This is a genomic window from Glycomyces dulcitolivorans (genome assembly GCF_003265355.1).
In the GTDB taxonomy this organism is placed as follows: domain Bacteria; phylum Actinomycetota; class Actinomycetes; order Mycobacteriales; family Micromonosporaceae; genus Glycomyces; species Glycomyces dulcitolivorans.
The window spans coordinates 70172-90399 of record NZ_QFRW01000092.1 but is presented as its reverse complement, the minus strand read 5'-3'; the positions used below and the strand labels follow the sequence as shown (position 1 = coordinate 90399).

Sequence of the window (20228 nt, the reverse complement as noted above, 5' to 3'; positions counted from 1 at the left end):
TGGAAGGTTCCCTCATCGGCAGGACGCCGAGGGAACCGAACGCTTCGAAGGAGCGAACCACCATGACCGCCAACGCCTCCACCCGGACCACCGACCTCCAGCGGACCATCGAGTCGATCGTCGACCCCGGCATCATCGGGATCACCGCCCGCGCCAACGACGAGCACGGCGAGTGGACCGGCAGTGCCGGACAGGCCGAACTCGGGAAAGACGCGACGCCGCCTGTCGACGGGCACATCCGCATCGGCAGCAACACCAAGACCTTCACCGCGACCCTGGTCCTGCAACTCGTGGCCGAGGGCCGGCTCGGCCTGGACGATCCGGCCGCCGTTCACCTGCCCGAGTTCGGGATCGACGAGCGGATCACGGTGCGGATGCTGCTCCAGCACACCAGCGGCCTGTTCAACTTCACCGGTGAGGTCTACGAAGACGGCTCGATGGTGTTCGGCGTTCCGATCCCCTACGGCCCCAACGGGAATGAGTGGCTGGACCAGCGGTTCACCTCGTATCGGCCGCAGGAGCTGGTCGAACTCTCGCTTGCCAAGCCCGCGCGGTTCGAGCCCGGGGCGGGTTGGAGCTACTCGAACACCAATTACGTCCTGGCCCGGCTCATCGTCGAGCGGGTCTCCGGCCGCACGGTCCAGGAGGAGCTGGAGCGGCTGATCCTGGCCCCGCTCGGCATGTCGCACACGACGGTCCCGACCGACGCCGAGATCGCCGAGCCGCACGCCCACGCCTACTACCGGTACGAGGACGGCGGCGAGGAGCGCACGGTCGACATCTCCCGCCAGAACCCCTCGTGGGTCTCCGCGGGCGGCGACATGATCTCCACGACCGGTGACCTGCACACCTTCATCGCCGCGCTCACCGGTGGCAAGCTCCTCCCCGACGAGCTGCGCGCGGAGATGTTCACCCCGCGCGTCACGGGCATCCCGGGCATGGACTACGGGCTCGGCGTGTTCGTGCTGACCACCGCCGACGGCGCCACCGTCATCTCCCACAACGGCGCCTCGGTGGGCCACGCGGCGCTCATGTACGCCACCCCCGACGGGTCCACCACTCTCACCGCGGCCCTGAACTGCGTCGACGACGCGAACCTGACGGTGGCAGCGGCGTTCCAGGGCGCCCAGCAGCGCCTGCTCAACGAGGTCTTCGGCGCCTAGCTCACCGGGGCCGTGCCCGGCTCGGTGAGCCGGGCACGGCCGGTCCCCGCACACGCAGCAGCGACCCGAGGCAGGATGAGCCCATGCGCAACGGAGTCACGATCGGCCAGGCGGCCGCGTTCGTCGGCATCACGATCAAAACGGTCCGGCACTACCACAAGCTGGGCCTGGTCCCCGAGCCCGAACGCGACGGTTCCGGTTACCGCCGTTACGGATCGGACGACCTCCTCAAGCTGGTCCGGGTCCGCACCCTCGCCGCCGCAGGAGTGCCTCTTGCCGAGATCGGGCCGCTGCTCGACGCCGACCCCGCGCTCTTCAAGTCCGCGCTCGCGGGGGTCGAGAAGCAGATTGACGACCGCATCGCCGAGCTGGTCGAACGGCGCGCGATGCTGCACCGGCTCGCCGACGGCGACCGTGCTCTATTGCCCGACCGCGCCGTGGAGTTGTTGGGGCGCATGCTCGATGCCGGGTATTCGGAGGAGGAGGTCAGGTCTACGCGGGATGGTTGGGTCCTGGCGCGGGCCTTGGTTCCTGATGACTTCGACGGCTATCTCGACCAGTTCGAACACGCGCTCAACGACCCCTGGCTCACCGCCTTGAGCCGACGCGTCGCCGAAGCCGCGACCTGGGACCCGCACGATCCGCGCCTTGACAAGCTTGCGGCCGACGCGGCCGACCACTACCTGTCCGATCCTGAACTGTTGAAGACCGTCACCGGCATGCAGGCCCGCACCGACACCGCGGCCCGCTACACGATGATCGCCCGCCACGGTGACGAGCCGACACCGGCCATGACGCGACTGTCTGAGCTGTTCGAAGGGCGGCTACGCGCCGCCGGCATCCGCATCCCGCGCGCATAGAAAAGCCCGGCCGGTGAACCTCGGGTTCACCGGCCGGGCTGCGCTTCGGACTAACTCGGCCGCGCTGATCAGGGCCTTGAAGTCAGTCGTAGAGAGGTCGAAGATCGGGGAGTCGTGACCAAGCTTCGAGTCCCTGACCTGGAACGCACCGTCCTGGGTGCGCGCCTCGACACAGCTACTGTCATCGCCGCTGTTGCTTCGGGTGCTCTTTCGCCAATCACCGTATCCAGTCATCAAGCCGCCCTTCAATCATCGATGCGGATTCCCACATCCCTACCATGCGCCCATGGTACAACTCGATCTGCGCTTTTGACTCAAGGTGTCGGCTCTGATCGATCGACTCGATGAAGACGAATGGCGGTGCGGCATCCGGCATTCCGGCCGGCAGGTAGAGCTCGTAGGCATGGTCATTGCCGAAGTGCAGCCCCTCCAAGATCCGGATCTCGCAATTCGGCCATCGGTTGATTTCCATCAGATAGTTGAACTGGGCCTCGGCCCCGCTCCAGTGGCGCATCTCCCAAAGGGCGATTGCGCTCACCAGGAATCGGAGGGCCGGAGCGGGGTTGCGCGGACCGAGGGCCTGAAGTCTGCGAAGCTTGCGTTCCCAGTTCTTCCGCGGGTGCGGGCTGGGTTCCGGAAGCAACTCCAAGTGGTACTCCCATGTCTGAAGCGGACCGGGGAGGTACAACGGCTCCCACTTCCAGACTTCTCCGGAGGTGGCCTCCGCTCGCTCGATGATGAAGATGTTCCTCGTCTCGAGGTCCAGCTCGATCATTCCGACATCCAACTGCTTGATGACATGCCCTAGGAACTTCGAGCGCTTCTCGCTCGCTCCGCACACCCGGGCGAGACTCATCGCCATCCCCGCCTTGGGACGGGTCTCTCCCGTGATCCAGTTGAAAATGGTCCGTACCGTCACCCCGAGATGATCGGCGACCTCCTTTTGGGTCAGGTCGGTCTCGGCAAGCAGCGCAGCGAGTTCGGCCTTGTAATACCAATCCGCGACGGCGGTGAGCGGCATCGGAAACCCCCGGAGTTCGTTGGCATAAACGGACTGTAGCCGAAACAGTACACTCGGCCCGTCACTCCGTGCAATAGGGATGCGGCATCGGAAAGGTTGCGGCACATATCTTTCCAGTCAACCTTTCAAACGACCCTGACCAGCCGAAACTTCCGCCGTGTCGCCGGTTCCGCCGCGCCGGATCAGCGCTTAGATTCGAATCATTGCGAGTTCGTCCGTTCGACTCGCTGTCGGAAGCCAATTGATCTGAAATGGAGGTGTGTGATGGTCGGCGCAACTGCCGCAACGAGTCCGGGCGGGGACTCACTCGATCGAGGGACCTTTCACGATGACTACCGGAGCTACCGTGTGAGGGCGTCGAGCGCCGTCGCTCCCGACTCCTTCCAAGTCATCACCGGGCCGCGCAACGACGACGTTGTCCTCATCGTCTCCGGCCTCAACTCCGGCGACCCCAAAGCCACCTGGGGCCCGTTCTGGAACCGCCTCAAGCCCCAGGCCAAGATCTGGGTGGAGGAGCAGGCGTTCCGGATCTTCTACCGCCGGGGCCTCGCCTCCGCCAGCGCGATTCGGTTCTGCGATGGGTAACCGAACCAAGGACCCGTACAACTTCCGCTCCGACGGCAAGCCCGGTGTGGACGGCTACCTCGGTGACTTCCGGCGCGGGCCGGCGGTCTTCACGCTCTACACCCTCGGCGCCGACCACCCAGGCCGCGCCGAGAAGATCACCGCGTACCTGCTCGACGTGGACGACGGCGCGGGCCCGCGCCAGTGCTGCCGGTTCACCGACGATCCCGAGGACTTCGCGGAGTGGTCCGTCGCGTGGGAGGGCGATGAGTGGTGCCTCTGGATCATGGCGCAGTGCCACACGCTCATCGCCGAACTCGAAGTCGACTGAGAACCGGTACTTATCCTCCTTCCCAACAGGGGCCGGGCGATCTTTGGTGGAAGATCGCCCGGCCCCGCCTTCATGCGTCCCGGGAAGGGCAGAACTTTCGCCGATCCGAGCTCGATTCGTAATAGTCTGGACATCGGTCGGGGCGCCGTTCGTGATCCGATGTGCCTCAACGGTCTGCGGGGCCGGATGGCCGGCCTGCGGGACGCCGCGCCGCCGCAGCGACCGACTCGATGATGGGAGCGACCATGTCAGTCCGCGAAGGAGACCCAGGCCAGGAGGCACCTGAGGAGCTGCGGGTCGTCCCGCTCCGGCTGCCGGTGGAGACCGGTTCGGACGGTCGGGAGTGGATCGTCTGCGAGGCGCCCCGAAGCATGTTGGTGCCCAGGATGCTCGCGGCCACCGGGCTCGCCGGGTACGAACCGGACACGATCGCATGCTTCCTGGCCGCGCTGGAACTCGCCGGGGACGGCGCAGTGTGGGACGTCGGGGCGAACATCGGGGTGTACGGCTTGATCGCGAAAGCGTTGGGCGACAGGGACGTCCGCGGGTTCGAGGCGGTCCCCGACCTCGCGGCGGCGGCCACGGCCGCTGCGGTGGGGAACGGGCTGGACTATCCGATCGAGGCCGTCGCCCTCGGTGCGGAGCCGGGCGAGGCGGTGTTCTACCTGTCCGACCGGTCGGACACCTCGAACTCGCTGGCCGAGGGGTTCCGCCCCTCCTCGCGGTCGCTGACCGTTCCGGTCGACACCGTGGACGAGATCGTGAAGCGCACCGGCGAGCACCCGGCCGTGCTCAAGATCGACACGGAGACGACCGAGCCCGACGTGCTCCGCGGGGCCGCCGTCACGATCGCCGAGCACCGGCCGTGGATCCTCTGCGAGGTCCTCACCCGCCCCTACTGCGGCCCGGCGCTGATGGAGGTCATCGAGTCGTGGGGCTACCAGTGGTTCCTCATCAAGGGCGAGTTCCCTCTCGTCCCAACCGACGAGATCGAGGGCGACGCCGAGGCCATGATGTGGTTGCTCGCCCCGGAGGCGCCGTCACCGGAGTTCTGGGCCGCGGCCCGGCGGTGGCGCGAGCGCCTGAACGCGTGCGGGCCGGTGGGACCGCAGGCGGAGCTGAAGGCCCTGCGCGCCGAACTCAAGGCTGAACGCCGGAAGACCAGGCAGGTCAGGGCGAAGCTGTCGGCCCTGAAGTCCTCGGCCACGATGCAGGCCGGAGGGATCGTCGCCGACGTGGCCCGCCGTCCCCTCCGCGGGACCCTGGCCGCTCCGGGCAAGGCGCTCAGGCTCTGGCGCTCGCGCCGCAGGGGCTGACGCACCCTGCTCGGCCCCTGCACCCGGGAGCGCGGAGCGGTGTGATGACATGTCGCTGACCGATCGGGAGAGCGAGGGGGCGGCGTGGTGGAACGGGTACCTGTGGTGGTGCTGACGGGGTATCTGGGGGCGGGGAAGACGACCCTGCTCAACCACCTGCTGTGTCAGCCCGGGGCCCGGGTCGGGGTGATCGTGAACGACTTCGGCGAAGTGAACGTCGATGCGGGGCTCGTGAGCGGGCAGATCGACGAGCCGGTGTCGATCGCGGGCGGGTGCCTGTGCTGCATCGAGGACCTGAGCGGGCTCGACTCGGCGCTGGAGAAGCTCACGGACCCGAAGTTCGGGCTCGACGTGGTGATCGTCGAGGCCAGCGGGATCGCCGAGCCGGGCGTCATCGCCAAGATGATCCACTTCAGCGAAGCCGGGCGGGTGCGGGCCGGCGGGGTCGTGGACGTGGTCGACGCCGTGGAGTACTTCAACACCGTGGACCGCAACGACCAGCCGCCGGTGCGGTTCAAGGCCGCGACCCTCGCGGTGATCAACAAGAGCGACCGGCTGCCTGAAGGCGAGGCGGAGGGCGCTTTGGCGGCGATCGAGGAGCGGATTCTCGCCGTCAATCCCGAGATCCACATCGTGCGGACCTCGAACGGGCGGGTCGATCCGGCGCTCGTCTACGACACGGCCTCGGTCACCGATCCCGAGGACGAGCTGCCGCTCGCGGCGCTGGCGCGGCAGGCGCACCACGACGCGGGGCACCATGCGCACGCGCAGGCCGTGACGGTCCGGGTCTCCGGGCCCGTCGACCCGGGCGCTTTGATCGCGCTGCTTGAGAATCCGCCGCCTGGGGCGTACCGGATGAAGGGCACGGTCACCGTGGAGTCGGGCGGGCGGCGACGCGGGTTCGTGGTGCACGTCGTGGGCGACCAGATCGACGTCGCCGCCCATCGCGCGGGCGAGGGCGGCGAGCTGGTGGCGATCGGGTCGCACCTCGACGTCGAGGCGGCACGGCCGAGGATCGAGGCCGCGCTCGCCGTCCCGGACCAGCGCGACCCCGAGGGGCTCAAGCGGCTGCTCCGGTACCAGCGGTAGGAGTGGGCGACCGGGCGCTGCCCGACGGCCGCGGCCTGGCGGTCGATCCAGCGCGAGCGCAGCGGTCTGCAAGGACGCGGAGGGTCGGGATCGCGGTGGCGATCAGTCGACCGCGAGGGCGTCGGTCGGCGGGTCGGCGAGGGCTCGTCGCGTGGGGATCGCGGTGGCGGTCCAGGCGAGGAGGACGGCGACGGCCACGGTCGCGGGGATGACCCACAGTGGACCTTGCGGCCAGGGTTCGCCGAGGAAGGCGTGGCCGAGGATCGCCATGGGCAGCACTGAGAAGGCGAGTCCCGCGCCGACCGCGATGGCGGCCGTCACGAGTGATTCGCGGGTGACCATGGCCTGGACTTGGCGGGGTGTTGCGCCGACGGCGCGCAGGGAGGCGAACTCCGTGCGGCGGCGGGAGGTGGCCGCGATGAGGCTGTTGGCGGTGCCGAGGAGGACGTAGCCGGTCATGGAGAGGGTCGCCATGAGGCTGATCCACTGGTCGGGGGTCATCCCGCTGGGCGCCTGCGGGACCGCGGCGCCCGTGGCGACGGTGAGGCCGGGAGTCGTTGCGGCCCAAGCGGTGACGGCGGCCGGGTCGCCGGTGACGAGGGCGGCGTCGTAGAAGCGCGGGTCGTCGAGGAGGTCGGCGGCCAGGACGATCGAGCCGAAGCCGAAGCCGCGCTCGTAGGTCGCGACGACCTCGGGGCGGGCCTCGGTGCCGTCGGGGAGGACCACGTCGATGCGGTCGCCGAGGTCGATGCCCCACATGACGGCCATGGCATCGCTGACGGCGACGGTGTCGCCGTGGAGGTCGGCGAGGTCGCCTTCGGCCTCGCCGAGGTCGGCGACCGATTCGACGCCGGGCGTGAAGGCAAGGGCCGGAGAGGATTCGACGCCGCCGTCGTCGAGTTCGCGGATGAGCTTGGTCTGGGCGACGCCGACCGCGGCGTCCACGCCCGGCTGCTCCCCCAGTGCCGCGAGGTCGGCGGCCGAGACCGGGCCCGTGACGGTCGCGTCGGCGATCGAACCGGCCTCGATCTCCGCGGCCGTGACCTCCGTGTAGGTGGTCTGGGAGAACACCTGCGTGATCGTCAGGCCCACGGCCAGCGCGATGATCGCGACGGCGCCGGCGGTGCGGCGGGCGTAGGCGCGGTTGTTCTTGACCGCCAGCCACATCGGGGCGGGCGTGCGGTCGTCGAGGCGTGTGGCGGCGCGGCGGGTGAGGAGTCCGATGAGGACCGGTCCGGCGAGGGCGAAGCCGATGACGGCGGTGAGGGTGGCGGTGACGGCGGAGATGAACGCGGTCTCGCCGGGGACGAACAGCGGCAGGACCGACTGGGCGGCGGCGCCGAGCAGCAGGAGGATGCCGATGGTGGTGCGGACCGGGCCGGGGTTCCCGGGTTCGACGCGGGATTCGGCGACGGCGGCGGTCGCGGGGAGGCGGGAGGCGCGCATGGCGGCGCCGCGGGCGGCGAGCTGGACGGTGAGGATGAGGAGGGCTGCGGTGGCGAGGGCGCCGATCGGGCCGCGCGCCAAGGGAAGTCCGGCGGGGAGCATGCCGGAGTCGGCGAGGAATCCGGTGAAGGCCCCGGCGAGGAGGTGGCCGACGGCGATGCCGGGGACGAGGGCGATGACGGCGGCCGCGGTGGCCTGGGTGGCGATGAGGCGGCGGACCTGGCGCGGGGTGGCGCCGACGGCGCGCAGGAGGGCGAGGTCGCGGCGCTGGCCCGCAACGGCGACGGCGAGCGCTCCGGCGGTGATGAAGCCGACGAGAAGGATGATGGTGCCGCCCATGGAGAAGGCGAGGGCGACGAGGTCACCGGTGGCGGTGGCTTCGTTGAGGCGTTCGACGTCGCCGCGGGCGTCGCCGGTGGTGACGGCGAGCGCGGGGAGGGCGTCGGTCAGCTGCTCGGCGACGGTGTCGGGGTCGGCGCCGGGTTCGGTGCGGACGGCGATGAGGTCGGCTTCGGTCGCGTCGAGTCCGGCAAGGGTGCGGGCGGTGGCGGCGTCGGTGTACAGGCCGGGGGCATCGGTGAGGCCGGTGACCTGGAGGTCGACGGTGCCGGTGGGGGTGGTGACGGGTGCGGTGTCGCCGATGGCGAGGCCGGTGGCTGCGGCGGTCGCGGTGTCGAGGACGATCTGGCCGGGTCCGGGCGCTTCGCCGTCCACTGTGGCGTCGGTGAGGGCGGCGGTGTCCCAGTTGTGGCCTTCGACGGTGGCCGTGGGGAGGTCGTCGAGGCGGGCGGTGAAGGTGATGTCGGCGGCGGCCGCTTCGACGCCGGGGACGGCGGCGACGGTGTCGAGGATGCTCGCGTCGATCGTCTCGCGTTCGGGGAGCGCGAGGTCGATGTCCTCGGGGACGGGGTGGGTCTGGGTGGCGGCGACGAGGATGTCGGCGTCGGCGAGGCGCTGGGGGCCGAGGTGGGCCGTCAGACCGGTCTCGGCGAGGACGGCGGCGACGGTGACGAGGGCGGCGCCGCCCGCGACGGCGAGGCCGACGGCGACGAGTCCGGGGAGGCGGCGGCGGGCCATGTGGAGGGAGGGGCCGGCCATGCCGAGGCGGCCCGTGGGGAGGGGCTTGGGCATGGTGGTCAACGCCTTCCGAGGGTGGTGAGCCGGCGGGCGAGGTCGGCGGCGTCGGGGTCGGTGACGTAGGCGTCGATGCGGCCGTCGGCGACGACGCAGGCGGCGTGCGCGCGGGCCGCGGCGGCGGGGTCGTGGGTGACCATGACGACGGTCTGCTCCCATTCGTCGACGAGCTCGCGGAGCAGGTCGAGGACTTCGGCGGCGGTGTCGAGATCGAGGGCGCCGGTGGGCTCGTCGGCGAACAGGACGTCGGGGCGGGCGGCGAGGGAGCGGGCGATGGCGGCCCTCTGCTGCTGGCCGCCGGAGAGCTCGGCGGGCCTGCGGTCGAGGAGGTCGGCGAGGCCGACGCGTTCGACGAGGTGGCTCAGCCAGGGGCCGTCGGCGGTCGCGCCGGACAGGCGCAGCGGGAGCGTCAGGTTCTCTTCGACGGTGAGCGAGGGCATGAGGTTGTAGGACTGGAAGACGAACCCGATGCGCTTGCGGCGCAGGAGGGTCCGCTTGGTCTCGCTGAGGCCCGAGAGGCGGTGGCCGCCGACGCGGACTTCGCCGCTCGTCGGGTCGTCCATGCCGGAGGCGCAGTGCAGCAGGGTCGACTTGCCGGACCCGGAGGGGCCCATGACGGCGAGGAACGAGCCCCGCTGCACTTCGAGCGAGACGCGGTCGAGGACGGTGTGCGCGCCGTCGTAGGTCTTGGTGACCTCGCGCAGCTCCAGGGCCGGGGTCCTGGTCGGGTCGGCGCGCCGCTGGCCGCGAGAGGCGGTCAGGCCCTTCACCGGCGCTTGCCCGAGACGACCGCGCGGACGACGAGCCCGGTCGCGCTGGCGAGGGCGATCAGGCCGAACGGCCAGGCCAGGAACCACAGGCCGATGGCCTGGAGGGCGATGTTGAACGCCATCCCGGCGCCGAGGCCGATCCAGAGCGCGGTGGTGGTGAGCTTGTAGTGGTCGCCGGGCGCGGTGTGCGGCGGCGTGTGAGCGGTGGCGGGCTGCTGGTCGTTCATGACGCTCCTCCATTGGTTTCGGATACCACTGACGCTATGGCGAAACGGCTTCGCGCCCAATGCAGTCACCTGGTGATTCAGGGGTGGGGCCAGGGGCCGACCGGGCGGTACAGCCAGCTGCACTGTGACGCCGGGCACGGACCGGTCACGTTCTCGTCCGGGGATCCGTCAAGGGGGTGAACCACGATGAAGGAGACCGACATGGAACCGCGTTTCAACCTCTACGCCTCGCCCGTCGCCCAGAAGGTCGCGAAGTACGTCAACTCGGCCGCGAAGGCCGTCGAGAGCGCCGGGCTGCCCGAGACGATCCCGAACCTGGTGCTGCTGCGCGCCAGCCAGATCAACGGGTGCGGGTTCTGCACCGACATGCACTACAAGGACGCCGTCCACGCCGGGGAGGACCCGGTGCGCCTCAACCTCGTCGCCGCCTGGCGCGAGGCGACGCTCTTCACCGACGCCGAGCGCGCCGCGATCGCGCTGACCGAGGAGGGCACGCGGATCGCCGACGCGCAGACGGGCGTCGCCGACGACGTGTGGGACGCCGCTCGCAAGGAGTTCTCCGACGACCAGCTCGCCGGGCTCATCTCGCTCATCGCGATCATCAACGCCTACAACCGGCTCAACGTCATGGCCGGCAGCCCGGCCGGGGGCTACCAGGTGGGGCAGTTCGCCTAGCGGGCCTGCGGCGCCATGTGGTCGCGGCCTGAAACCAGGTCGCGACCTCGGCGGATCGGATGACATGATCTTCGGGTGCTCCTGACGATCACCACCACCGCGAACCCGGCGACGGACCTGGGCTGGCTGCTGCGCAAGCACCCCGACAAGGTGCAGGCGTTCGAGCAGACCTTCGGGACCGCGTGGGTGTTCTATCCCGAGGCGGGCGAGGACCGGTGCACGGCCGCGCTCCTGCTCGAAGTCGACGCCGCGCGCCTCGCGCGCTCGCATTCGCGCGCCTCCGGGGACGGCTCGATCAAGCAGTACGTGAACGACCGGCCGTACGCGGCGTCTTCGCTGCTGGCGGTGGCTTTGGGGAAGGTCTTCTCGACCGCGCGGACCGGCGTCAGCGAGGAGCGGCCCGACCTGGCCGCGGCCGCGCTGCCGCTGGAGATCGCGCTGCCGGCCGTCCCGTGCAAGGGCGGGCCGGAGCTGGTGCGGGACCTGTTCGAACCGCTGGGCTGGGAGGTCGAGGCGACGGCGGTGCCGCTGCCGGGCTTCGACGCCGACTCCCGGCACGTGCGGGTGCGCCTGCGCGGCGAGGTCCGGCTCTCCGAGGCGCTCAGCCACCTGTACGTGCTGCTGCCGGTCCTCGACGACGCCAAGCACTACTGGGTCGACATCGGCGAGGTCGACAAGCTCGTGCGCTCCGGCGGCGAATGGCTCGCCGCCCACCCGCGGCGCGGCCTCATCGCCCGCCGGTACCTCGCGCACCGCCGGTCCTACGAGCGGGCCGCGTTCGCCAGGCTCGAAGAGGTGGCCGAGGCCGCGGGGTCCGAAGAGGAGTCCCCCGTCGAGGAGGAGGCCGCGGAGGGCAGCGAGGCGTCGCTTCCGCTGCACCGCATCAGGATCGGCGCGGTCATGGACGCGCTCGCCGCGTCGGACGCGGCCTCGGTGCTCGACCTCGGGTGCGGTTCCGGGAAACTCCTCGACGCGCTCCTGGACGATCCGCGGTACACCCGCGTCACCGGCGCCGACGTGTCGTCGCGCGCGATCGGCATGGCCGAGCGGGCGCTCCGGCTCGACCGGATGCCCGAGCGGCGCCGCGCGCGGCTCCAGCTCATCCAGGGCTCGGTCGTCTACCGCGACAAGCGGTTCGCCGGGTACGACGCGGCCGTGCTCATGGAGGTGATCGAGCACCTCGACCCCGGGCGGCTGCCCGCGATGGAGCGGGTCGTGTTCGGCGAGGCCCGACCGCGCACCGTCGTCGTGACCACCCCGAACGCCGATTTCAACGCCCGCTACGGCCTCGGTCGGCACGAGATGCGCCACGACGACCACCGCTTCGAGTGGGACCGGGCGGACTTCGCCGCCTGGACGGCGGCGGTCGCGGGCCGGTACGGGTACCGGGTCCGAATCGAGGGGGTCGGCACCGTCGACCCCGAAGCGGGGACCCCGACGCAGATGGGAGTGTTCGACCGTGACTGACGCGCAGACCATCGCCGTCCCCGAGTTGTCCCTTGTGGTCCTCGTCGGCGTCTCCGGCTCCGGGAAGTCGACGTTCGCGGCCACCCACTTCAAGCCCACGCAGGTGATCTCGTCGGACTACTGCCGGGGCCTGGTGGCCGACGACGAGACCGACCAGGCCGCGACGGCGGAGGCGTTCAAGCTGCTCCACCACATCGTGGGGACGCGGCTGCGGCTCGGGCTGCTCACCGTCGTCGACGCCACGAACGTCCACGAACGCGCCCGCACCGAGCTGGTCGACCTGGCGCGGTCGCACCACGTCCTCGTCGACGCGATCGTCCTCGACGTCGAGCCCGCGCTGGCCGTCGAGCGGAACCTCGCCCGGCCCGACCGGGACTTCGGCGAGGCCGTCGTGCGCCGCCACCACCGCGACCTCAAACGCAGCCTCAAGCACCTGAGCAAGGAGGGCTTCCGGCGCGTCCACCGGCTCACCGGGGCCGAGGCCGTCGCCGCCGCGCGGGTGGTCACCGAGAAATCCTGGAACGACCGCAAGGACGAGACCGGCCCGTTCGACCTCATCGGCGACGTGCACGGCTGCCGCGCCGAACTCGAAGTGCTGCTCGGGGAACTGGGCTGGGCCGTCGAGCGCGACGACCGGGGCCGCGCCGTCGGCGCCGCGCACCCGGAGGGCCGCAAGGCGGTCTTCGTGGGCGACCTGGTCGACCGCGGGCCCGACACTCCGGGCGTGCTGCGCCTGGTCATGGGCATGGTGCGGGCCGGGAACGCGCTATGCGTGCAGGGCAACCACGAGCACAAGCTCGTGCGGGCCCTCAACGGCCGCAGGGTGACCGTCGCGCACGGCCTGGCCGAGTCCCTGGAGCAGCTCGCCGCTGAGGACGAGGCGTTCCGCGAGGAGGCCCGCGCCTTCATGGACGGGCTGCGGGCGCACCTCCTGCTCGACGGCGGGCGGCTCGTCGTCGCGCACGCCGGCCTCAAGGAGGAGTACCACGGGCGGGCCTCGGGCACGGTGCGCTCCTTCGCGCTGTACGGCGACACCACCGGGGAGACCGACGAGTTCGGGCTGCCGGTGCGGCTGCCGTGGGCCGAGGAGTACCGGGGCGCGGCTACGGTCGTCTACGGCCACACCCCGACCGTCGATCCCCAGTGGATCAACAACACGATCTGCCTGGACACCGGCTGCTGCTTCGGCGGGAAGCTCACCGCGCTGCGCTACCCCGAGCGGGAACTCGTGTCCGTGGACGCCGAGCGGGAGTGGTACGCGCCGGTGCGGCCGCTCGCCCCCGCCGCGGCCGAGCGGGACGCGGCGATGCTCGACGCCACGGACGTCGCCGGGGACCGGTACCTGACCACGGATCTCGTCGGGACCGTGAAGGTCCGGGCCGAGAACGCGGCGGCGGCGCTGGAGGTCATGAGCCGCTTCGCGGACGACCCGCGGCGGCTGCTGTACCTGCCGCCGACGATGGCGCCCGTCGACGCCTCCGATGTGGACGGATACCTGGAGCACCCGGCGCAGGCGTTCGCGCAGTACCGCGACCGCGTCGAGCGGGTGGTGTGCGAAGAGAAGCACATGGGCTCGCGGGCCGTGGCACTCGTGTGCCGCGACAAGGAGGTCGCCGCCTCGCGCTTCGGGCTCGACGCCGCGCCGTGGGGCGCACTGCTGACGCGGACCGGGCGGGCGTTCTTCGAGAACGAGGCGCTCACGGGCGACCTGCTCAGCCGGGTCGCGGCCGCCGCTTCCGCTGCGGGCCTGTGGGAGCGGCTGGAGACCGACTGGATGCTGCTCGACTGCGAGCTGCTGCCGTGGTCGGCGAAGGCCAAGGGGCTCATCAAGGACCAGTTCGCCGGCGTCGCGGCCGCGGGCGTCGCCGCGCTCCCGGCCGCTTCGGCGGTCCTGGAGGCCGCGGCCGCACGGGGCCTGGACGTGGGCGCGCTCCTGGAGCGGACCGCTTCGCGCACTGCGAACATCGAGGCGTTCGCGGAGGTGTACCAGCGGTACTGCTGGCCGGTCGACGGGCTCGACGGGGTGCGGCTCGCGCCCTTCCAGGTGCTCGCGACCGAGGGCCGCAACCTGGCCGACCACCGGCACGACTGGCACCTGGAGGTCGTCGACGCGCTCAACGCGGCCGACGCTTCGGCGCTGCTGCTGGAGACGCGGCGGCGGTTCGTCACGCTCGGCACCGCCGACGAGGACGAGGCGACGCAGTGGTGGATCGACCTGTGCGCGGCCGGAGGCGAGGGCATGGTCGTCAAGCCGGTCCTCGACGACCGCCCGCGCCTGCAACCGGGCCTGAAGGTGCGCGGCCGGGAGTACCTGCGGATCATCTACGGCGCGGACTACACCGACCCGGCGAACCTGACGCGCCTGCGTCAGCGGCGCTTGCAGCACAAGCGGTCCCAGGCGCTGCGCGAGTACGCCCTCGGCGTCGAGGCCCTCGACCTGGTGGCGAAGAATGCTCCACTGTGGCAGGTGCACCAGTACGTGTTCGCGATCCTCGCGCTCGAATCCGAGCCGGTCGACCCGCGGCTGTGAGAGGACGGACGGACCCTTGACGTTCGACGCCGGCGCGGTCGCCCGCGCCAACGAGATCCTGCGGACCGAGGCGGGCTCGGGCGTGCACGGGCTCGCCATCGCCGGGGTCAGCGACCACGACGAGACGGGCGTGTTCATCGAGCCGGCCGAGCACGTCATCGGCCTGGCCGAGCCGGTCGACCACGCGACGTGGCGCGACCGGCCCGAGGGGCACCGGTCCCAGGCCGGCGACAGCGAGTGCACTCTGTACTCGCTGCGGAAGTTCCTGCGCCTGGCCGTCGCCGGGAACCCGAACCTGCTGCTGGTGCCGTTCGCGCCTGAGGCTTCGGTGTACCGGACGTCGGTCCTCGGCGACGAGCTTCGCGCGCTCGGCCCGGCGTTCCTGTCCCGGGCGGCCGCGCGGCGGGTCGTCGGCTACCTCGACGGGCAGGTCGCCATGCTGCTGGGCCGGGGCCGCCAGAAGGACATGCCGAAGCGGCCCGAACTCGTTGCGGCGCATGGGTACGACACGAAGTTCGCGTCGCATGCGCTGCGGCTCGGGTTCCAAGGGCTGGAGCTGATCGAGCACGCCCGCCTGACGCTGCCGATGCCCGAGGCCGAGCGCGAACGGGTCCTGCTGGTCAAGTCCGGCGGCGTCCCGGACCTGGACACGGTGCTCGCGGAGATCACGGCGGCACGGGACCGCATCGAGTCCCTTCTGGACGCAGGGAAGACCCCGCTGCCGGAGACGCCGGACCTCGACCGGCTCTCGGCGTGGTCGATCGACGCGCACCGGCGGCACTGGGACTCGACGCGCCCGGACTGATCCGGAGTGGATGTCGGTCGCCGCCGGTACGCTCGCGGCATGGGTGCGCTTCGATATTCGATCAACATCACCGTGGACGGCTGCTGCGATCATCGCGCGATGTCCGGCGGTCAAGAGATGCATGAATACTCGGCGGAGATCTTCGGCCGCGTGGACGCGCTGCTGTTCGGCCGCGTCCTCTACCAGATGATGGAGGAGGCGTGGCGGCTGCCGGACTCGGGCGAACCGCCGGAGTGGATGGACGCCGCGGCGGTGGAGTTCGCCGAGTCGATCGACGCCAAGCCGAAGTACGTCGTCTCGAACACGCTGGAGCAGGTCGACTGGAACGCCGAACTCGTGCGCGGGGACCTGGCCGAGGAGGTCCGCCGGCTCAAGCGCGAGCACGAGCACGGCCTGTACGTGGGCGGGGTGACGCTGCCGCTCGCCTTGGCCGACCTGGGGCTGATCGACGAGTACGAGTTCATCGTCCACCCGCGGATCGCCGGCCACGGCCCGACGCCGTTCGCGGGGCTCGCGGAGTACCTCGACCTCGCGCCGGTGGGCCGCCGGGAGTTCGCCTCCGGCGCGGTGTCGATGCGGTTCGAGCCGCGCCGGTAGACCCCCGCCGCCTCAGACCAATGCGCGCTCGCGGAGGCGGTTCCTGACCAGGAGGTTGATCCGGAACGTCAGGAAGATCAGGGCAAGCCCGTTGAGGGCGTGCACCAGGAACAGCGACTGGCCCCAGAGCGTGCCGGGGACGCTGAGCAGGCCCATGACGTGCTGGAGCAGGACCATGAAGGTGCCCAGGCCGATCAGCCACACGATCCGCGCCCCGGGCCGGGCCGCGAGAGCGAGCAGGATCGCCGCCGCGTAGCCGTACAGCAGGACGTCGCCGTTGAGGAAGTGCAGGCGGAAGCCGTCACCGACCCCGCCGCCGTAGCCGACGCCGAACCCGGCCAGCGCGAACTGGGCGACCAGGAGCGTGAAGAGCAGGATCATCCAGACCCGCAGGAGTCTCGCGAAGACGGGGTTCATGCCGGGACCTCGATTCGTGCGGCGCGCTTGGCGCGTTTCGCGTCGACCGCGCGCTTGGCGAGGCGGGCGACGACCACTTGGACGGTGAGGATGCCGAGTCCGTTGGCGGCGTGGAGGGCGATGCCGATGCCGCCGCGGACGCCTTCGGTGCCGAAGCCGTAGGCGAGCGCGCCCTGCATGAAGATCATGAACAGCGACAGGACGGTCAGCAGGACCGCTTTCCACCCCGGCCGGGCGAGGAGCGCGAAGACCACCGACAGCATGAGCCAGAGCATGAGCATGCCGCCGTTCCCGGCGTGGACGATGAACCGCATGACCCGCTCGTCGCCAGCCGTGACCGCGCCCCATCCGGCGAACCCGACCTGGAGCACGAGGAGGACGACGACGAACCGCGTCCACCCCAAGAAGAACACCTTCACCGCACATTCCCTCCGCACGCTTGTCGCATGCGGGCCAGTGTGCTGAGGTCTTCACCGCCGCGGATCGGCCTGAAGGGGGCAATCGGCCTACCCCGCAGGAGGTACGCCGTGACGCAGCCCTACCCCACCCGGCGGACCTGCCGGGTTCCCGCCGGTCAGCTGCCTCGATTCGCCCGCGAATCCCTGGTGCACTTGAAGACGCCTCTTCCAGCCGACCTAAGGATCGATCGTGCCTCCGATTCACACCGCACCGGCCAAGCTCCTCGCAGTCGTCGGGGTCGGGCTCTTGGGACTCACCGCCTGCACCAGCATGGGCTCCGGTGAGGACGCCGACGGCGCCGAGACCTCCGCTGAGGAGAAGATCGAGGCCGGTCCCGTGGTCGTCGAATGCGAGTACGTGCCCGCCGCGGCCGATCCCGAGGCCGGGCGGAGCATCGAGGGGCCGCTCGACTTGTGCGCGACCGGTCAGGTGGACACGTGGGACATCGCGGTGACCGCGGTGGAGGTCGACGCGACCGAGACGATCCTCGGGTTCGACGACGCCAACACGGCCCCCGACGGGGGCTCCCAGTACTTCATGATCACGTTGAACGGCATCAACAGGGCCGACGAGGCCATGGCTCCCGCCGACCTCTTGATCGGCCTGCGCAACGGGTCCTGGACCTACCAGAGCGGCTGCGGCACCGTCCCCAAGGACCTTGTGGACGTCGGCGAGGTCGCGCCCGGCGAGTCCTTCACTGCGAACCGGTGCGTCGTCGTCGAGACCGAGCAGGTCGAGGGGGCCGTCATCGAGATGGCGCTGCTGAACTCGTGGGACGTGGAGAAGTACACCTACTTCGCCGCCGCTTAGAGGGCGATGCCGTTGACGCCGTTGGGGTTCGGGATTACGCGGCTGGACTCCGCGGCGTCGTCGCTGCCGGTCAGGGCCGCGCGCTCCTCGAAGGCCGTGACGAGGTCTTCGGCGAGTTTTTCCCTGTCCGCCTTGACGACCTCGGCGACCTGGTCGAAGGCCGCGAGGACCTGGTCCCGCAATTCGTCCGGGTCCGAGGAGTCCATCGTCGGCTCGTCGGCCTGTTCGAGGGGCAGTTCCGACAGGATCGTCTTGATGGTGCTCCCCACCCAGCCGACCGCGGCGGGCAGGGCCGGGCCGCCGGGCGTGCTCACCATGATGCCGATGAACGTCAGCCAGCCGATGATCGGCTCGAAGTCGAGGTTCGGGCCCGCCGGGCCGTTGTCGATGGCGGTTCCGGCGGTCCTCACCAGGCCGTCGAGGTGGTGGCGGACCTTCATCACGATCAGCGAGTCGAGTTGCGCCGCATTGGCCAGCGCGTTCGCCATCGCACTGTGGGTCTGCGTCGACCTGGTGAGGTGATCGGAGTAGCCCTCCCTGATCGCGGAGCCGGCGTCGCCGTGCCAGCTCTCGAACCGGTCCTGCACGATGGTGAGCTTGGCGTCGGTCATCGCGCCTTCGTACGACACGGCCAGCTGCCGGAGGTCCGCCGCCAGTGCGTCGAGGTCGCCTTCGTCCTTGTCCACGAGGTTGTCGATGCCGACCATCATGTCGATGACGAAGTTGGTGGCGAGCGGCCAGCACAGGGCGCGCAGTTCCTCTTCCTCAGCGGCGGTCATGCGCGTGTCGAAGTCGAACGTCCAGTTCTCGCGCGGGTTCTGGATCGTGCTCCCGGTGGGGTACCGCTCGTTGAAGAACGCGTCGTAGCGGGACCGGACGTACAGCATCTGGAGCGGCTCGCCGAATCTCGCGACCATCTCCTTGAGCTCGTCCTTGCTGGGCGGCTGGTCGTCTTGCATGCTCTGGAACGTGTCGAACTTCGGCATGGTCAGGAGTCTCCGCGTTCGTCGAGGGGCGGCCGGTCGCCGCCCCGGTCGGTCAACCGGGCCCGCTCGAACAGCGGCTCGGGTTCGATCCCGTAGTCCTGGTGGTCCACCGGCTGCCGGGGGCCGCCCGAGAGCGCCTCCTCGTACCCGGAGCCGCCGTCGGCGCTGTCGAAGTTGCCGAACCGGTAGCCGCTGTCGTACTCGTACTCGCCCGCGTCGACCTTGCCAAACTCGCTTGCGACGGAACCGGTCAGGTCCTCGCCGGCCATTTCGAGGCCGTGCGCGCCCGCGTCGTCGGCCCGCCGGTACTCGTATCCGGCTTCGGCCACGCTCACGCCGACGGCGCGGTGGCTGTCGGCCGTCTCCTCCGTGACCGCGTACAGGAAGCGGTGGCAGCGCATGACGGCCTCGCCGAGGGCGTTGCCCGCGGGCGACCTGCTCAGCGTCGGGATCAGTCCGCGCCCGGCGCTATTGCCGACGGCGGCGAGCCGGTTGGCCATCTCGTCGTAGAAGTCGGCCGCGTACGGCAGCGTTATCTCCCCTGCGTCGATCAGGTCGTCGGGGTCGACTTCGAATCCGCGCATCGCTTCCTCCCTTTCAGTTGTCTTGGGGCGGTGGACGAAGGCGGTGCCGGCGATCCACTGGAGGGGCGACTTCAAGGTAGGGCGGGAGACGGCCGGGGTAAAGGCGGTCAGGAGGCGGTTCACCGGCGGGACTCGGCGCCCCCGCCGCGGTCAGCCGCGGCGTCGGGGCCCGGTGGCCGGTCGGGTCATTCGGCGGCGTCGGCGTCGGGGAGGAAGCGGAGGGAGTCCTCGACGCCGAGGAGGTGGTTGGTCATGCGGATGCGGGCGGCTTCGGGGTCGTGGGCGCACAGGGCGCGCCAGATCGCGAGGTGCTCTTCGTGGGTGCGCTGGAGGACGCCGTCTTCGCGGAGGCTGCGCCACAGGCGTTCGCGCACGGTGCGGCTGGCGAGGGCCTCGATCATGCCGATGAGCACGGGGTTGCCGGTGTGGGAGGCGATGATGCGGTGGAAGGCGATGTCGATCTCCATGAGGCGCTCGTGCGCGTCGGGGTCGCCGCCGTCGAGGAACGGTTCGGCCTCGTCGAGGAGGGTCTTGGCGTCGGCGAGGGAGCCCTCGGTGATGTGCTCGGCCGCGAGCCGGGCGGCCTCGCTCTCCAGGAGGCGGCGGAGGGCGTGGACGTACTCGGCGTGGCCCTCGCCGTGGAGGTCGACCAGGAAGCCCATGGGGGCCAGGAGCTGCGAGACGTCGAGGCTCGTGACGTAGGTGCCGTCCCCCTGCCGGGTGTTGAGGACGCCGAGGATCGACAGCGCCCGGACGCCCTCGCGCAGCGACCCGCGGGAGACCCCGAGGGCCTCGGCCAGCTCCTTCTCGACCGGCAGCCGCTCGCCGGGGCCGAGCTCGCCGTTGAGGATCATGTGCTTGATGCCGTTGACGACATCGTCGGTGCGGGACATGAGGGCAAGTATCGCCGAGGGCATGAGGTCCCGCAAGAATCATCTGACCACTGGTGAGTTCGCTTCCATGGCGGGTTGGGCGGG

22 protein-coding genes are annotated in these 20228 nt (G+C 70.6%); 12 read left to right on the top strand and 10 right to left on the bottom strand.

The window, feature by feature from the left end; genetic code table 11:
• Window positions 1-62 precede the first annotated feature (62 nt).
• Window positions 63-1163: a serine hydrolase domain-containing protein gene (locus DI269_RS11215; RefSeq protein ID WP_112135814.1), complete on the top strand. Its 1101-nt coding sequence runs from the start codon at window positions 63-65 to the stop codon at window positions 1161-1163.
• A gap of 83 nt (window positions 1164-1246) precedes the next feature.
• Window positions 1247-2023: a MerR family transcriptional regulator gene (locus DI269_RS11210; protein WP_112135812.1), complete on the top strand. Its 777-nt coding sequence runs from the start codon at window positions 1247-1249 to the stop codon at window positions 2021-2023.
• Here DI269_RS11210 and DI269_RS11205 read toward each other — a convergent pair.
• Window positions 1988-2257, bottom strand: a complete 270-nt coding sequence (locus tag DI269_RS11205; protein ID WP_112135810.1) for a DUF397 domain-containing protein — start codon at window positions 2255-2257, stop codon at window positions 1988-1990. The two genes, DI269_RS11210 and DI269_RS11205, sit on opposite strands and share 36 nt — an antisense overlap.
• Complete coding sequence (locus DI269_RS11200; RefSeq protein ID WP_112135808.1) at window positions 2241-3044, bottom strand: Scr1 family TA system antitoxin-like transcriptional regulator; 804 nt, start codon at window positions 3042-3044, stop codon at window positions 2241-2243. Before DI269_RS11200 ends, DI269_RS11205 begins: the two co-directional genes overlap by 17 nt.
• A gap of 348 nt (window positions 3045-3392) precedes the next feature.
• Here DI269_RS11200 and DI269_RS11195 point away from each other — a divergent pair, with 348 nt between their 5' ends.
• From DI269_RS11195 to DI269_RS11180, 4 genes are all read left to right on the top strand, one after another.
• Window positions 3393-3629 carry a hypothetical protein gene (locus DI269_RS11195; protein ID WP_112135806.1) on the top strand — a complete coding sequence of 79 codons (237 nt, stop codon included), beginning with the start codon at window positions 3393-3395 and terminating at the stop codon, window positions 3627-3629.
• Window positions 3622-3939 carry a hypothetical protein gene (locus DI269_RS11190; RefSeq protein WP_112135803.1) on the top strand — a complete coding sequence of 106 codons (318 nt, stop codon included), beginning with the start codon at window positions 3622-3624 and terminating at the stop codon, window positions 3937-3939. Before DI269_RS11195 ends, DI269_RS11190 begins: the two co-directional genes overlap by 8 nt.
• A gap of 245 nt (window positions 3940-4184) precedes the next feature.
• A complete protein-coding gene (locus DI269_RS11185) occupies window positions 4185-5255 on the top strand; it encodes an FkbM family methyltransferase (protein ID WP_157974901.1) in 1071 nt (356 codons plus the stop codon).
• A gap of 84 nt (window positions 5256-5339) precedes the next feature.
• A complete protein-coding gene (locus DI269_RS11180) occupies window positions 5340-6344 on the top strand; it encodes a CobW family GTP-binding protein (RefSeq protein ID WP_408612287.1) in 1005 nt (334 codons plus the stop codon).
• Window positions 6345-6446: 102 nt separating this feature from the next.
• Here DI269_RS11180 and DI269_RS27005 read toward each other — a convergent pair whose 3' ends face one another.
• From DI269_RS27005 to DI269_RS28160, 3 genes are read right to left on the bottom strand one after another with little or no spacing between them, the layout of a single operon-like run.
• On the bottom strand, window positions 6447-8921 hold the full coding sequence (locus DI269_RS27005; RefSeq protein WP_157974900.1) for an FtsX-like permease family protein: 2475 nt from the start codon (window positions 8919-8921) through the stop codon (window positions 6447-6449).
• Between the two features lie 5 nt (window positions 8922-8926).
• On the bottom strand, window positions 8927-9685 hold the full coding sequence (locus tag DI269_RS11170) for an ABC transporter ATP-binding protein (RefSeq protein WP_408612288.1): 759 nt from the start codon (window positions 9683-9685) through the stop codon (window positions 8927-8929).
• Between the two features lie 5 nt (window positions 9686-9690).
• On the bottom strand, window positions 9691-9921 hold the full coding sequence (locus DI269_RS28160) for a hypothetical protein (protein ID WP_232822702.1): 231 nt from the start codon (window positions 9919-9921) through the stop codon (window positions 9691-9693).
• Between the two features lie 201 nt (window positions 9922-10122).
• On the opposite strand from DI269_RS28160, the gene DI269_RS11165 reads away from it, so the two are divergent.
• From DI269_RS11165 to DI269_RS11145, 5 genes are all read left to right on the top strand, one after another.
• Window positions 10123-10596, top strand: coding sequence for a carboxymuconolactone decarboxylase family protein (locus DI269_RS11165; protein ID WP_112135852.1), 474 nt, complete (start codon window positions 10123-10125; stop codon window positions 10594-10596).
• Between the two features lie 75 nt (window positions 10597-10671).
• On the top strand, window positions 10672-12063 hold the full coding sequence (locus DI269_RS11160; RefSeq protein ID WP_112135794.1) for a 3' terminal RNA ribose 2'-O-methyltransferase Hen1: 1392 nt from the start codon (window positions 10672-10674) through the stop codon (window positions 12061-12063).
• A complete protein-coding gene (locus DI269_RS11155; protein WP_112135791.1) occupies window positions 12056-14593 on the top strand; it encodes a polynucleotide kinase-phosphatase in 2538 nt (845 codons plus the stop codon). Before DI269_RS11160 ends, DI269_RS11155 begins: the two co-directional genes overlap by 8 nt.
• Window positions 14594-14609: 16 nt before the next feature.
• Window positions 14610-15398 (top strand): nucleotidyltransferase domain-containing protein, encoded by a 789-nt coding sequence (locus DI269_RS11150; protein ID WP_198667326.1) that lies wholly within the window; start codon window positions 14610-14612, stop codon window positions 15396-15398.
• A gap of 39 nt (window positions 15399-15437) precedes the next feature.
• Window positions 15438-15995 carry a dihydrofolate reductase family protein gene (locus DI269_RS11145; protein WP_112135786.1) on the top strand — a complete coding sequence of 186 codons (558 nt, stop codon included), beginning with the start codon at window positions 15438-15440 and terminating at the stop codon, window positions 15993-15995.
• Window positions 15996-16007: 12 nt separating this feature from the next.
• Here the strand turns inward: DI269_RS11145 and DI269_RS11140 are convergent, their stop codons facing one another.
• Window positions 16008-16412 carry a hypothetical protein gene (locus DI269_RS11140; RefSeq protein WP_112135783.1) on the bottom strand — a complete coding sequence of 135 codons (405 nt, stop codon included), beginning with the start codon at window positions 16410-16412 and terminating at the stop codon, window positions 16008-16010.
• Entirely contained in the window at window positions 16409-16831 is a 423-nt protein-coding gene (locus DI269_RS11135) for a hypothetical protein (protein ID WP_112135781.1), read from the bottom strand. Before DI269_RS11135 ends, DI269_RS11140 begins: the two co-directional genes overlap by 4 nt.
• 229 nt (window positions 16832-17060) lie before the next feature.
• Between DI269_RS11135 and DI269_RS11130 the strand changes: the two genes are divergently transcribed.
• Entirely contained in the window at window positions 17061-17681 is a 621-nt protein-coding gene (locus DI269_RS11130) for a hypothetical protein (RefSeq protein ID WP_112135778.1), read from the top strand.
• Here DI269_RS11130 and DI269_RS11125 read toward each other — a convergent pair.
• The 3 genes from DI269_RS11125 to DI269_RS11115 form a co-directional block, all read right to left on the bottom strand.
• On the bottom strand, window positions 17678-18667 hold the full coding sequence (locus DI269_RS11125; protein WP_112135775.1) for a hypothetical protein: 990 nt from the start codon (window positions 18665-18667) through the stop codon (window positions 17678-17680). The two genes, DI269_RS11130 and DI269_RS11125, sit on opposite strands and share 4 nt — an antisense overlap.
• 2 nt (window positions 18668-18669) lie before the next feature.
• A complete protein-coding gene (locus DI269_RS11120; protein WP_112135773.1) occupies window positions 18670-19251 on the bottom strand; it encodes a hypothetical protein in 582 nt (193 codons plus the stop codon).
• A gap of 185 nt (window positions 19252-19436) precedes the next feature.
• A complete protein-coding gene (locus DI269_RS11115; protein ID WP_112135849.1) occupies window positions 19437-20144 on the bottom strand; it encodes a FadR/GntR family transcriptional regulator in 708 nt (235 codons plus the stop codon).
• Window positions 20145-20228: the final 84 nt, after the last annotated feature.